A 13,552-nucleotide genomic window follows, 5' to 3' on the forward strand; every position below is an offset into this window, starting at 1 on the left:
CAAGCGTGAAGCAGCCGCCTGTCACGCGCCTTTGCTGCCGCCAAACAAGCCTTTGAGCGCGCGGCCCACGGTGGCCGAAACAGAAGGCCGAGGCACAGCCACGAAAGCCAAAGGGCGGCAGACCTCCATCGCAGCCACGCCCACACGCCCCGTCAACGCCCCGTTTATCACCCCTTCGCCAAAGCGGCGGCTGAGCTTCGCCACAACGCCTCCGCCTGCAAGCGAGCCAATCATATCATCGCCCACAGCCACAGCGCCCGTGGCCACGAGATGGCCGATCACCGCCTTGAGCAAGCGCCAGTTTCCCAGCGTGCCCGCCCGTCCGCCATAGATCTCGGCTATACGGCGGATCATTCGCAGGTTCGCCGTGAGCGCCGCCGCCACATCTGCCAAAGCAATCGGCACAAGCGCTGTCACAGTCGCCACTTGCCGCGCCGCTGCCTCGACTTCCGTCAAAGCCAGGCCATCCAAAGGCTGCAAAAGCTCACGCTCTGCCAGTGCCAAAAGCGCATCCGCATCCATCGGCTCGCCCTCCCGCTCAGCCAGCCGCGAGATCGCCCACTGCAGTTCCTCACGCCCCCGATAGAGCGCCTTGAGTTGCCCCAAAGTGCGGCGCGCCTCAGACAAATCTCCAGTCGCCAGCGCGCCCTGCGCAGCAAGCCGAATACGGTCAAGCTTCCGAAGCCTCCCGAAAGCCGCAAGCTCGCGCAGCGCAACTGTAAGCAAGACAAGCAAAAGCGCCGCAATCAGCGCAACCACACCATAACCAAGCACAGGCGAACGCGCGATCAAGCCAACCGCAAAATCCCATGCAGCAACCGAGACAACCGCCGCCAGAAGCGCCCCCAGCAAAGACCAGAACCAGCGTGCCAGCCGTGATGGCTTGCGCGCAACAAACCGCATCGCAGCACCCATCGCCGCTCCATCTGCCCCTCCAGTTGGCGCAATCTCCTGTATCTCAGGCACAGGCGGCGCCGCCGCAGGTTTTGCCGCATGGCTTGCATCCAACTCGATCAAAACAGGCCCGCGACGGGGCGTTCCTTCGGTCATCCCATCGGCCTTTCCCATATCATCAAAATATCAGGTATCCCCTCGTCATTCCCCACACCATGACTGCGCGACACTTCGCGAAACCCATGGCGCAGATAAAACTGCCGCGCGGCGCTGTTGTGCTCGGCCGCATAGAGCTCAAGTTTCCCGATCTGGTCCTGCGCACGGCCGACAAGAGCAGCGCCGCCGCCCTGTCCGCGCCAGTCTGGGCAGGTATAGAGCGCATGAATACGCACACCGTCGCGCACCAAAAAAGCCCGCGCCCGTCCCTTGCTGCGCCAGAGCTGCACCTTGCCTTGCAAGATGACTTTGGCCATCGCGCGCGCATCTTCGTCACGCCGCCGCGCCACAGGTCCCTGACCACGCGTTCCTGCCCAAAGGATCCCGAGAAGTCGCGGCAAATGCCAGATATGGGCCTGTGCGACACTCACAAGCGATCTCCGATCAGAAACTCGGCAGCGCGATCAAGCCGGATGTGGGGTGGCCCGTCGCCGCGCGCCAGTTCCAAAACAGCAGGCGCAAAATTCATGATCTGGTAGTCCTCTTCAAGCCAGCGCTCGGCCCCTTCCCGTGCGGGCTGCAAAAGCTTGCTCGGATCAGCAGGCAAAGCGCCCGCATAAAGCGCCGCATGCTTGCCACTCTCAAGCAGCTTGCCCCGCACCAACTTTAGCATCTCGCCATCATGGCGCATCTCGGCCTCTTCGGTCGCCCGCAACGCGGCAATCGACATGGCACGCACCTCGGCTCCCGCAAAGCTTGCACGGTCCGAAGCCGCCCGCACCAACGCCTCAACAATTCCCGTCAAGGCGGTATGCTGGACATGATGCAAATGGTCCGCTTTCGTGGCCGCAAACAAAATTTTCTCAACCCGCCGCCCCATAAAAAGTCGCTTCAAAAAGGCGTTCTGCCCGGGCTTGAACGCGCTCAGAATATCGCTCATCGCACGGCGCATATCCTCCAGCGCCTCTGGCCCCTTATGGATCGCCCCAAGCGCATCAATCAGAACAACCTGCCGATCAATCTTGGCAAAATGCTCGCGGAAGAACGGTGTTACGACCTTGGATTTATACGCCTCATAGCGCCGCTCCATCTCACGCCAGAGGCTCTTGCGGCCCGCTCCCTCGACTATGGCCAAAGGCGCAAATGTCAGCACAGGCGAGCCCTCAAGTGCACCAGGCAACAAAAACCGCCCTGGAGTACAATCATAATAGCCCGCATCCCGCGCCGCCGTCAGATAGGCCGTGAAGGACGCCGCCAAAGCCTGCGCCGCAGGCTCTTCAAATGGATCGTCGCCCTGAACACTCTCGGCCTCTTTCAAAAAGTCGGTGGCCTCTGCGCGCCGAGCGAGCCGCACAAAAACGTCGTCAGACCACTCGGCATAGGACTTCGACATCAAACCAAGGTCCGAAAGCCATTCGCCGGGATAATCCACAATATCAACATGCACGATCCGCGCGCCAGACAGCCCGCCAAGAAGCCCCCGTGGCTTGACCCGCAGCGACAGGCGCAACTCGCTCACTGTACGCGTTGACGTCGGCCAATACGGGTTCCCCCCTGTCAAAGCAGACAAGTGCTCCTCAAATTGAAACCGCGGGACTGTATCATCAGGCTGGGGCTGCAAATAGGCCGCTTCAATGCGCCCCTGCGCCTCTACAGCCATGCCGCCCATGCGGCCACGGTTCAGCAGGTTGGCCACAAGCGAGGTGATGAACACAGTCTTGCCCGCACGCGCCAATCCCGTAACGCCAACACGGATCACAGGCTCCATAAACGCCTCCGAAACCGTGCCCGTCAGATTGTCCACCTGCCGCGCGATGCTGTCTGCCAACTCACCGATCACTCTGCTGCCCTTCTTGGCCTCTACTGCCGTCAAGATAGTGCCGATACGCACCGCACGCCAGAGGGGAGCTTTGCCCACCCCTTCCCCCCAACTGTAGGGAGGCTTGCCGCGCCGCCTCTGAGGCGCTAAAGCCCGATCATGCCCAGATATGCCCTCAAAATCGAATACAACGGCGCACCCTTTTCAGGCTGGCAACGCCAAAAAGAAGAAACCACGGTACAAGGCGAGGTCGAAGCCGCCTTGGCAAAACTGGAGCCGCGCCCTCATACCATCGCAGCAGCAGGGCGCACCGATGCGGGCGTTCACGCTCTCGGCCAAGTCGCCCATGCCGATATGGAGCAAAACTGGACACCCTTTCGTCTCTCCGAGGCGCTTAATTATCACCTGCGCGATCACCCGATAGCGATTGTCGCCTGTGTCGAGGTGAATGAGGCGTGGCATGCACGCTTTAGCGCCCTTGAGCGGCACTACCTTTTCCGGCTGCTCTCTCGCCGCGCCCCCGCCGTACACGACAAGGGCCTCGTCTGGCAGGTGAAGAACAAACTCGACATCAACGCCATGCGCGAAGGTGCGGCTCATCTCATCGGCAAACACGACTTCACCACCTTTCGCTCAACCATCTGCCAAGCCGAAAGCCCCGTTAAAACACTCGATCAAATCACAATCACGGAGCACCCCGTAACAGCAGGAACAGAATACCACTTTCACCTGCGCGCACGGTCGTTTCTGCACAATCAGGTCCGCTCTGTCGTGGGCACGCTCGAGCGTGTGGGAGCAGGCTCATGGACGCCGTCTGATGTAACAACGGCCCTCGCTGCTCGCAACCGCGCCGCCTGTGGCCCAGTCTGCCCGCCTCAGGGACTATATCTCAAGCACGTGCTCTACCCGGAAGACCCTTTTGCATGATCCCGTTTCGCATTTTCGCTGCGCGAAAATACGACCGAAGCGAGGGGCCAGCCCCTCGCGCTCCCCGGGATACTTTTAGAAAGAAAAAGGAAGGGCCGCTCGCAACCCTCCCTCAAAAGAGAACTCTCTTTTCCTTTCACGGCCATCGGCGTCCCCGCCTGTTCCGCAGCTTCAGCTTGGGAAATAAAGGTTAAAAAGTTCTTATCTCCGGACATATACCCAAGCGCTGGCTGCCGCAGATCGAAGACGCACGCGGAGTGAGGCCCTCAAGGCAGCACTCAAGCCTTGCGCGTCAGTCTCGCTTCCAGCACGTCAAACGGCACGCCTGGCTCATCTTTCGCGCCGCGGATGACAAGCGAGGTTTTCACGCTCGCCACATTCTCTGCCGCGGTCAGGTCTTCGGTCAGAAAGCTCTGAAACGTTGAAAGATCAGGCGCCACACATTTGAGGATAAAGTCCACCTCGCCATTCAGCATGTGGCATTCACGCACCAAAGGCCAAGCGCGGCAACGCGCTTCAAAAGCAGAGAGATCCGCCTCAGCCTGACTGACCAAGCCAACCATCGCAAAAACCTGTACTTCAAAGCCAAGTTCGCGCGGGTTGACCTCAGCATGATAGCCGCGGATGAAGCCCGCCTCTTCGAGCGTGCGCACGCGTCGCAAACAAGGCGGGGCCGAAATTCCGACCCGCTTGGCCAGCTCAACATTCGTCATCCGGCCATCGGCCTGAAGCTCTGCCAGAATTTTGCGATCAATTTCATCGAGACGCGAATGCGGCATCGTCTACCCCCCTGGATTTACGGATTCTTATAGCAGCACACCCGTTGGACGCAACAATATTTCAACACAGAGCAAGAAAACAAAAGGGCACACACTTCAAACTTCAAAAAACTGTTACAGCTTTCCCACTCCGCAGCCTTTCCTTCCCCGTATCGGGCAGTTATATCCAAGCGAATGACTTGATCCCAGACACATCCGAGGGCTTCCACATGGCTGAAACGCGTCACACCAAAGTTCTGATCATCGGCTCAGGCCCCGCAGGCTACACAGCGGGCGTCTACGCCTCGCGCGCCATGCTGGAGCCAATCCTCGTGCAAGGCATCGAGCCAGGCGGCCAGCTCACAACCACAACAGAAGTGGAAAACTGGCCTGGCGACAGCGAAGTTCAAGGCCCCGATCTAATGATCCGCATGCAAGAGCACGCCAAGGCGATGGGAACCGAAATCATCGGTGACATAATCACAAGCCTTGACGTCTCCGAGCGCCCCTTCAAAGCACAGGGCGACAGCGGTACGCTATATACATGTGATGCCGTGATCCTCGCCACAGGGGCGCGCGCCAAATGGCTCGGCCTCCCTTCCGAAGAAAAATTCAAAGGCTTCGGCGTTTCGGCCTGCGCGACATGCGATGGCTTCTTCTATCGCGGCCAAGAGATCGTCGTTGTTGGCGGTGGCAACACGGCCGTTGAAGAGGCGCTGTTCCTGACAAACTTCGCCAGCAAGGTCACCCTCGTACATCGGCGCGACACGCTGCGCAGCGAGAAAATCCTTGAAGACCGCCTGATGAAAAACCCCAAGATCGAGACACTTTGGTTTCACGAAATCGAAGAGGTATATGGTACAGATATGCCGCTTGGCGTTGAGGGCGTAAAAGTCAAACACACCAAAACAGGCGAGATCACAGACCTGCCCTGCAAAGGCGTCTTTATCGCCATCGGTCACGCCCCTGCCAACGAGTTGGTCAAAGACACACTCGAAACCCATATGGGCGGCTATGTTGTGACCAAACCTGACAGCACAGAAACATCCATCCCAGGTGTTTTCGCTGCGGGCGATCTGACAGATCACAAATACCGTCAGGCCGTCACTTCGGCAGGCATGGGCTGCATGGCCGCACTTGAGGCCGAGCGTTTCCTCGCCGAGCAAGACAGCTAAACACCGAACATCCTGACATCATCAGGTCCTTTTTCTTTCCCAAAATATCCCGGGAGAGCGCGAGAGGGCAGCGCCCTCTCGCGCGGGCGATGCGGCGCAGCCGCAGCGCAAACCCTAAAAGAGTGTCAACATCGCGTGCGGCGATGTCACAAACGGCACCCCCCAATAAAGCCCGTTTTGGCGATGTACGGGTTGTGCACGGGTTGTGCACGCATATCACCCCCCTAGAATCTGGCGGTGAAGGTAATGTGTTAATCCGCGCATAAAATTCGCAAATATTTCACAGCGACTTACATTTTGGCAGGCACTTCTATCCCGAGAAGCTTCAGCCCAAGTTCGAGCTGGCCCTTGGCCGCGGCCAAAAGCCCAAGGTGTGACGCCGCCACACTTGCATCCACCCCATCCGCCAAAACACGGTTGGACTGGTAGAAAGAATTGGTCGCATTGGCGAGATTGTAGACATGCATCGCCATATTGCTCGGCTTGCGTGTATCGACAGCGCGAGCGAGCTTTGCAGGGAATTCATCAAGCGTCAAAACGAGACTGCGCGCCCCGTCGGTAACCTCGGTGAACGCCGCTGGCGTCAGCCCAGCTGCACTGGCATTTTCGATCAGCGAGGCGATCCGCACGCAGGTATATTGAATATACGGCCCTGTCTTACCTTCAAACTGCAAAAACTGTTCCATATCAAAGATATAATTGCTTTCTCTGTCGTGTGAAAGCTCGCCAAACTTGATCGCTGCAATGGCGATCTGTTCGGCAGTTTTTTCAAGCTCAGCACCGTCAAGCTTGCCCATCTCCTCAAGCCGCGCGCGTGCTGCGGCATGCATTTCTTCCATCAGGTCATGCAGCCGCATAACGCCGCCCTCACGGGTCTTGAAAGGCTTGCCATCGGTGCCATTGACTGTGCCAAAGGCTGTATGCTCAAGCGTCGTGTCGCCCAGCAGTCCTGTTTTCTCCATGCCCAAAAACACCTGCTGGAAGTGCATTTTCTGGCGCGCATCGACGACATAGAGAATGTAGTCTGGCTTATCCGTATCCAGGCGGTCCACGATGGTCGCGAGGTCTGTTGCACCGTAGCCATAGCCACCATTGCTGTTGCGCAGCATCAAAGGGGGAAGCTTCTTATCTTCCTGTAAATGAACAACAATCGCACCTTCAGAAGGCTCTGCCGTGCCGCTGTCTTCAAGGCTTTTCACCAGCGGACCAAGCATGTCCTGATACCGGCTCTCGCCGTAGAAATAGGTAAATTCACAGCCCAAACGGTTATAATCACGGCGCAGGCTGGCAATGCTCACATCCACAATCCGCTGCCACAACCGCATGTAGCGCGCATCCCCAGCTTGAAGCGCCGACGTCGCGACACGGGCCTTTTCACGGAAGGCCTCATCTGCCTTGGATTTGGCCGAGGCCGCAGGATACCACTCCTGCAAATCCAGCATAGTAATTGGCGCGTTCACCTCATCCTCAAACAGGTCGGGCCGCACATCCTCGATTTGGGTAATAAGCTGTCCCAGCTGCAAGCCCCAGTCTCCCAAATGCACGTCGCTCACAACGTCATGCCCAGCAAACTCAAGCAGGTTGATCAATCCATGACCCACAATAGCCGAGCGCAAATGCCCGACATGCATTTCCTTGGCGAGGTTAGGCCCACCATAATCAACCATAAACTTTTTGCGCTCACTGGTGCCCGCCAGTGCCCGGGGATCTTTAACAGACGCAGCCACAAGCTTGCGCAGAGCGTCGTCCGTTGCCTTAAAGTTCAGAAACCCGGGCTTCACAAAGTCGGCCTCAAATAGTCCTTCCAGATCAAGCGCTTCCATAACAGCCGCGCCAGCATCCATCGGGTTCATCTTTTGGCTTTTGGCAACGCCCATAAGCCCGTTGCATTGAAAGTCAGCAAGATCGGGGCGGTCCGAAACCCGTACGGCAGCAAACTTCGTGTCATAGCCCGCACCGGAAAAAGCGGCGTTCACGAACGCTTGCAGCGTCTCTATAAGGGTCTTTTGCATCTGGCGCGGGCCTTCCTGGCATGGGTTTCAAAGTCGGGCTGTGCATACCGAGCTTGCGCCCTGAGGAAAAGAGGCAAATCATACTGGCAAGGCTTCCCCTTGACTTGATTTTACTGTTATCAAATTTACATGAGCACCACAAAGCCCCAGCGCATTAATGTCGAGTTTGTCTCCGCCTACCCCAGCCGCCCTCTGCGCGGTGAGGATGCTTATGCTGCCATCATCGGCGATGTGCTGGCCCGTATGGCAGCGGCCCTTGGCCATGACGTAACCCGTGAATACTACGTCAACGACGCTGGCGCGCAGGCCGATGCACTCGCGCGCGGGGTTTACGCACGCTGCCTTGCACCGACAGAGTTTGAAGCAGACGAGATCACAGCCCTTGCCGCCGCCGTGCGCACAGGACTGTCAAAAGACCTGTTCGAAGCCGTTGAGGCCGACTGGCTCCCGGACGTTCGTCGTGCGGCCGTCGAGGCTGCGATGGCCAGCATCCGCGAGGGCCTCACAGCTCTTGATGTCCAGTTCGACACATTCACCCATGAAAGCAGCCTTGAAACACGCGGTGAGTTGTTTCGCCTTTTCAGTGACTTCGCCCGCAAAGACGCCCTCATGGACAGTTCAGGTAACCTGATAAACGCAGCACCTGAAAAACCTGTCGAGCGCCTCATGCTCGATACCGTTTCGCGCGGTGATCTGCGCCCCCGTCCGCTCACAGACGGCGATGGGCGCTATACCTACTACGCCGCCGATCTGGCATATCATTCAGACAAGCTCGCACGCGGCTATGACCTTCTGATTGATGTGTTCCGCAAAGACCACTCCAGCTATGCACCCGGCCTCATTGCGGGCGTCGATCTGATGAGTGCAGGAAAAGCCAAACTTTCGGTCTGCCTGATTGACCCTGTCCGCCCGGCTATGGCGGAGGAGCCCTCTCCCCGCGCGCCTGCCGCACAGGGGCTGCCATCCCTCGAAGAGCTGCTGGCCTATTATGGTGCTCGCCTTTTGCGCAGGCTCTTTCTCACTCATGCACCAGGAGAGCCCTTAGAGCTTGCCTGCTGCACAGAAATCCGAACAGTCCTTCTAGATGCCGATAAACTCTGCGCATCAGTGCTCGCACTGCCAATAAGTGACATAGACGGACAATCGCTAGAAACTCCGCTCACTGAAGCCGCCTTTAACGCTCGCAACCCCCATATGCTCATGAAAAGCGCGGATGAACTGGCCGCGCAATTCATCAAGGCAGGCAAAATCACACCCAAGGGCAGAGCAGCTCTGTCACAGCTCTTGGCCACCCTCGGCCTCGCCCAGTGACCAAAGGCAAGATCATGCCAGAATTGCAAATTCGTCCAATCACAAGCCAAGATCGTCTGGACTGGGACCGCATGTTCACAGCTTATCTGGCCTTCTATAAAACATCGCGGCCAAAGACGGTTTATGACAGCTCCTTCGCGCGCCTACAGTCAGGCGCAGACAACGAATTTAAAGGACTTATCGCAGTCAAAGACGGGCAGGCGATCGGCTTTACTCACTACCTGTTTCACCGACACATGTGGTCAGTCGAAAACAGCTGCTACTTACAAGATCTCTATGTTGACCCCGCAATTCGCGGTACAGGTGCAGGCCGCGCATTGATTGAGGCGGTTCATGCAGAGGCAGCCAAAGCTAGCGCAACAGGCGTCTACTGGCTCACGCAAGAGGACAACAAAACGGCGCGTCAGCTTTACGATCGCGTCGCCGAGCTGACACCATTTGTAAAATACAACAAGCCGATCAACTAAGCCTCAACCACCCACGTCTTCCTGCGCAATCGACACCGTTTTAACGATAGCGTAAGCGTCAAGACCAACATCAAGTCCAAGCGCCTTGGCAGATCGCCGCGTGATGCGGGCTTGTATTTGTCCTGCGGCTGTCTCCAGCGCCACAATCGCGCCAGGCCCGTCACCTTCACGCAGCCCGATAACTTTGGCAGGCAGGATATTAAGTGCCGACAGCCCCTCAGGCTTGTGGCGCGAGAGGATCACGTCACTCGCCGCAATACGGACCCGAAGCGAAGCGCCGGTCGTTTGTGTAACCTTCGGCAAGAATAACGGCAAACCGCCCGCAGAGAGCTCGCTCAGCCCGTCAGCATGATGAGCGACAACGACAGCATTGATCACAGCGCCAACACCGCGCACGCCCCCCGGAACAAGGCGCGGATCAGCCAAGACATCCGAAGGTGCGCGCAAGCCCGAAGCCTGACCCGCCTCAAGCGTCACAACATGATTGGCCAGCCGACCAAGCTCGCTTACAGAGTGCGTGACATAGAGGATCGGCAAGCCCCCCTCGTCTCTGAGCCGCTCAAAATAGGGCAGAAGGTCTCCCTTGCGCGCGCTGTCAAGCGCAGCCAAGGGCTCGTCCGCAAGAAGGATCTGAGGCCCGCTCAAAAGCGCACGCCCAAGCGCCACACGCTGAGCTTCACCGCCCGAAAGTTTCGCAGGCCTGCGCGATAGAAGCCCGCCGATGCCAAGCAGTTTCACAATACGGTCAAATTCCGCTCCGCTCGGCGGCTCAGCCGCAAGCTTGCGGCCATAGTTCAGGTTGCCCTCAACACTCAGCTGAGGAAAAAGCCGCGCATCCTGAAACACATATCCAACCCCACGTTTGTGCACAGGCAGGTTCACGCCCGCGGCGCTGTCAAACAGCACCCGCTCTCCCAAGGCAATGCGCCCTCTGTCAGGCCGAGCCAGCCCCGCAACGGCGTTGATCAGCGAGGTCTTTCCAGAGCCAGACGGCCCGAACAAAACAGTGATCCCCTCAGGTGCCAAAAAGTCAGCGCGCAGTTCAAAGCCGTTCAGCGACTTTTTGATATCGACCTTCAAATTCATGCGCCCGACACCTTCCGCGCCATGCGCCGCGCCAGCCATTCAGAAAGCAACAGCGCGCCCATGGCCACGGCAACAGCAATGATCACAAGCTTCACAGCCGCGCTTTCGCCGCCGGGAACTTGCAGGAAGCTGTAGACAGCCAGCGAGAGTGTCTGCGTCTCTCCCTGGACACTGGACACAAACGTGATCGTCGCACCAAATTCGCCCATCGCCTTGGCAAAGCCGAGCACCGCCCCCGCCAGCACACCCGGCATAGCCATCGGCAATGTCACCGTCAAAAAGACCCTGAGAGGCGAAGCGCCCAGCGTAGCGGCGGCGTCCTCAAGTCGCACATCCACCGCTTCGATCGAAAGCCTGATCGCGCGCACGACAAGCGGAAAAGCCATGACAGCCGCCGCCAGCACAGCCCCCGTCCAGCGAAAGGCAATCGGCATCCCGACGGCGTCCAGCACCCGTCCTCCCAAGCCCTGCGAGCCGAAGAAGACAAGCAGCAGGTAGCCCGTCACAACAGGCGGCAACACCAGCGGCAAATGCACAAGACCATTGAGCAGCCCGTGCCCCCAGAAACGCCCCCGCGCAAGCGCATAGGCCACGGCGATGGCGACCGGCAGGCTCAATATCGTGGCCCAGAAAGCCACCTTGAGCGACAGGGCCACCGCCTCCCATTCTTCAGCTCCAAGCCAGCTCACTCTCCGTTGCCCTCCACAGGCAGAAACCCTTGTGCCTCAAAAACAGCCCAAGCGGCCTTGCTTTGCAAAAATGCCAACACCTCCGCGCCTGCCTTGCTGCCAGAGACAACAACAGCGGGGTAGACAATCGGACTGTGCGTGTCAGGCGGGAAGCTTGCCAAAACCTGCACTGCCGGTTCCGCCACAGCATCGCTCGCATAGACAATGCCAAAGCGCGCCTCACCGCGCGCCACCAGCGCAAGCGCAGCCCGCACATTGTCCGTCTCAACCAGTTGCGCCTTCAATGGCGCCCAGAGACCGAGCGTTTCAAGCGCCTCGCGGCCATAAATCCCCGCAGGAACCGCCTGCGTCAGCCCTATCGCAATGCGCCCTGTCCCAAAGCTGCCAGCTTCCTGAAGGCTGATTTGCGGCGCGCCGTTCTGGCCAATCAACACCAGCCTGTTAGAGAGCAGATCGACACCGCTCGCCGCAATAATCCTGTTGCCCGTCAGCAGGTACTCGATCCATTCCTTATTCGCGGAAATAAAAATATCGGCTGGCGCCCCCTGTTCGATCTGGCGCGCAAGCTTTGACGAGCCGCCGTAAGCGATCCGCAAGTCATGCCCTGTCGCGGCCTCAAGCTCGGGCGCAAGTGTATCAAGCGCTGTGCGCAGACTTGCCGCCGCATATAGAGTGACCCGCTCCGCCCAGGCGGTGCTTCCCGCCAGCACGGTAAGCCAAGCCGCCAATATCCATGTGCCAAACCTGAGCATTGTCCTTTGCACCCCATGAAAAAGCCCCGATGCTCTTTCAAACATCGGGGCCATAATGTCAGAGCCGACTGCCTTAGCCCAGAACAGATTTCACCGCTTTGGCGGTCTTGCCGACAACTTCATCTGCCTCTTGCCGCGTCAGGCAGAAGGGCGGTGCAAAGCCAAGGATATCCCCCTGTGGCATGGCGCGCGCAATCACGCCCTCAGCCAGCAAAGCACCCGCAATCTGCGGCCCGATCTTCTCGGAGGCGTCAAAATAAACACGGCCCTCGCGCGCTCTTACAAATTCAACAGCACAGAGCATCCCCTCGCCGCGAACTTCGCCCACATGCGCATGATCGCCCAGCGCATCAACCATGGCGGCGTTCAGATATGCGCCCGTTTCGCCTGCATTTTCCATGAGCTTCAGCTCATCCAGCAGCTTGAGATTGGCAACGCCCGCCGCCGCCCCAATCGGGTGCGCAGAATAGGTCCAGCCATGGCCGATGGGTCCGTTTTCGTCTGTGCCCTGCTCCAACACAGCCCACATTTTCTTGCTCACAATCGAGCCCGAAAGCGGCGCATAAGCCGACGTAAGGCCCTTAGCGATGGTGATGAGATCAGGCTTCATCCCGTAGTGTTCAGAGCCAAACATCGTTCCGAGACGGCCAAAACCTGTGACAACTTCATCCGCCACCAACAGAATATCATGGCGCTCAAGAACTTCCTGAATAGCAGCCCAGTAGCCTTCAGGCGGCGGCACAATGCCCCCCGTGCCGAGCACAGGCTCACCGATAAACGCTGCGATCGTGTCAGCCCCTTCGCGTGCAATCAGCGCTTCAAGCTCGGCCACACAATGTGCAACAAACTCAGCTTCAGTTTGCTCCAGATTGTCACGGCGGAAATAATAGGGCGCTTCAGTGTGCACCACTTGCGCAAGTGGCAGATCAAACTTCTTGTGAAACAGCTCAAGCCCCGTAAGCGAGCCCGTCACAAGCCCGGAGCCGTGATATCCGCGCCAACGGCTGATGATCTTTTTCTTCTCGGGACGGCCTAGAATATTGTTGTAATACCAGATCAGTTTGACGTTGGTTTCGTTGGCATCAGACCCGCCAAGACCAAAGTAGACTTTGCTCATGTGCTCAGGCGCACGATCAAGGATCATCTTGGCCAGCGTGATGCTCGCCTCGGTTCCGTGGCCCACATAGGAGTGATAATACGCCAACTCCTTTGCCTGCGCCGCAATCGCCTCGGCGATCTCTTGGCGCCCGTAGCCGACATTGACGCAGTAAAGCCCCGCAAAGGCGTCAAGCAGACGGTTACCGTCGCGGTCTTCAATATGGCAACCTTTGGCTCCCGTGATGATCCGCTGAGGCGTCACGCCCCGTGCAAACTCGGCCAGATGTGTTGACGGATGGAAAAAGTTCTCTCGGTCCCACGCTTCGAGGTGGTCGTTCTTAAGCATGTGAAAATGCTCCTATGGTTGGCATCTCACCTTTATGCCGGAGCTCAGCGTGCAGATGGTTG

The 13,552-nt window shown here is 58.3% G+C and carries 13 protein-coding genes; 4 read left to right on the forward strand and 9 right to left on the reverse strand.

All coding sequences use genetic code 11. The features are described 5' to 3' along the window. Window positions 1-21: 21 nt before the first annotated feature. Genes P8O11_RS02770 through P8O11_RS02780 form a run of 3 tightly spaced genes read right to left on the reverse strand, consistent with a single transcriptional unit; the run spans window position 22 to window position 2,818 of the window. Entirely contained in the window at window positions 22-1,050 is a 1,029-nt protein-coding gene (locus P8O11_RS02770) for a YcjF family protein (RefSeq protein WP_300291408.1), read from the reverse strand. After that, a complete protein-coding gene (locus P8O11_RS02775) occupies window positions 1,047-1,481 on the reverse strand; it encodes a GNAT family N-acetyltransferase (protein ID WP_300291410.1) in 435 nt (144 codons plus the stop codon). Before P8O11_RS02775 ends, P8O11_RS02770 begins: the two co-directional genes overlap by 4 nt. Beyond that, window positions 1,478-2,818 carry a YcjX family protein gene (locus P8O11_RS02780; protein ID WP_300291467.1) on the reverse strand — a complete coding sequence of 447 codons (1,341 nt, stop codon included), beginning with the start codon at window positions 2,816-2,818 and terminating at the stop codon, window positions 1,478-1,480. Before P8O11_RS02780 ends, P8O11_RS02775 begins: the two co-directional genes overlap by 4 nt. A gap of 210 nt (window positions 2,819-3,028) precedes the next feature. On the opposite strand from P8O11_RS02780, the gene truA reads away from it, so the two are divergent. Further along, on the forward strand, window positions 3,029-3,796 hold the full coding sequence (gene truA / locus P8O11_RS02785; RefSeq protein WP_300291412.1) for a tRNA pseudouridine(38-40) synthase TruA: 768 nt from the start codon (window positions 3,029-3,031) through the stop codon (window positions 3,794-3,796). A 278-nt stretch (window positions 3,797-4,074) separates the two neighbouring features. On the opposite strand, the gene P8O11_RS02790 is transcribed toward truA, so the two are convergent. Next, complete coding sequence (locus P8O11_RS02790) at window positions 4,075-4,575, reverse strand: Lrp/AsnC family transcriptional regulator (RefSeq protein WP_300291415.1); 501 nt, start codon at window positions 4,573-4,575, stop codon at window positions 4,075-4,077. A 209-nt stretch (window positions 4,576-4,784) separates the two neighbouring features. Here P8O11_RS02790 and trxB point away from each other — a divergent pair, with 209 nt between their 5' ends. Beyond that, on the forward strand, window positions 4,785-5,729 hold the full coding sequence (gene trxB, locus P8O11_RS02795; RefSeq protein ID WP_273515652.1) for a thioredoxin-disulfide reductase: 945 nt from the start codon (window positions 4,785-4,787) through the stop codon (window positions 5,727-5,729). A 290-nt stretch (window positions 5,730-6,019) separates the two neighbouring features. On the opposite strand, the gene argS is transcribed toward trxB, so the two are convergent. Further along, the gene (gene argS, locus P8O11_RS02800; protein WP_300291419.1) at window positions 6,020-7,741 is read right to left on the reverse strand and encodes an arginine--tRNA ligase; all 1,722 of its coding nucleotides are present in this window, start codon (window positions 7,739-7,741) and stop codon (window positions 6,020-6,022) included. A gap of 129 nt (window positions 7,742-7,870) precedes the next feature. Here argS and P8O11_RS02805 point away from each other — a divergent pair, with 129 nt between their 5' ends. Beyond that, window positions 7,871-9,052, forward strand: coding sequence for a hypothetical protein (locus P8O11_RS02805; RefSeq protein WP_300291421.1), 1,182 nt, complete (start codon window positions 7,871-7,873; stop codon window positions 9,050-9,052). A 14-nt stretch (window positions 9,053-9,066) separates the two neighbouring features. Then, window positions 9,067-9,519 carry a GNAT family N-acetyltransferase gene (locus P8O11_RS02810; protein WP_300291423.1) on the forward strand — a complete coding sequence of 151 codons (453 nt, stop codon included), beginning with the start codon at window positions 9,067-9,069 and terminating at the stop codon, window positions 9,517-9,519. Between the two features lie 3 nt (window positions 9,520-9,522). Here the strand turns inward: P8O11_RS02810 and modC are convergent, their stop codons facing one another. The 4 genes from modC to P8O11_RS02830 form a co-directional block, all read right to left on the reverse strand. Further along, window positions 9,523-10,605, reverse strand: a complete 1,083-nt coding sequence (gene modC, locus P8O11_RS02815) for a molybdenum ABC transporter ATP-binding protein (RefSeq protein WP_300291425.1) — start codon at window positions 10,603-10,605, stop codon at window positions 9,523-9,525. Next, window positions 10,602-11,294: a molybdate ABC transporter permease subunit gene (modB, locus tag P8O11_RS02820; protein ID WP_300291427.1), complete on the reverse strand. Its 693-nt coding sequence runs from the start codon at window positions 11,292-11,294 to the stop codon at window positions 10,602-10,604. Before modB ends, modC begins: the two co-directional genes overlap by 4 nt. Continuing rightward, a complete protein-coding gene (modA, locus tag P8O11_RS02825; protein WP_300291429.1) occupies window positions 11,291-12,046 on the reverse strand; it encodes a molybdate ABC transporter substrate-binding protein in 756 nt (251 codons plus the stop codon). The genes modB and modA overlap by 4 nt, the downstream gene beginning before the upstream one ends. A 73-nt stretch (window positions 12,047-12,119) precedes the next feature. Continuing rightward, window positions 12,120-13,490 carry an aspartate aminotransferase family protein gene (locus tag P8O11_RS02830; RefSeq protein ID WP_300291431.1) on the reverse strand — a complete coding sequence of 457 codons (1,371 nt, stop codon included), beginning with the start codon at window positions 13,488-13,490 and terminating at the stop codon, window positions 12,120-12,122. Window positions 13,491-13,552: the final 62 nt, after the last annotated feature.

This window comes from Lentibacter sp. (assembly GCF_029254145.1).
In the GTDB taxonomy this organism is placed as follows: domain Bacteria; phylum Pseudomonadota; class Alphaproteobacteria; order Rhodobacterales; family Rhodobacteraceae; genus Lentibacter.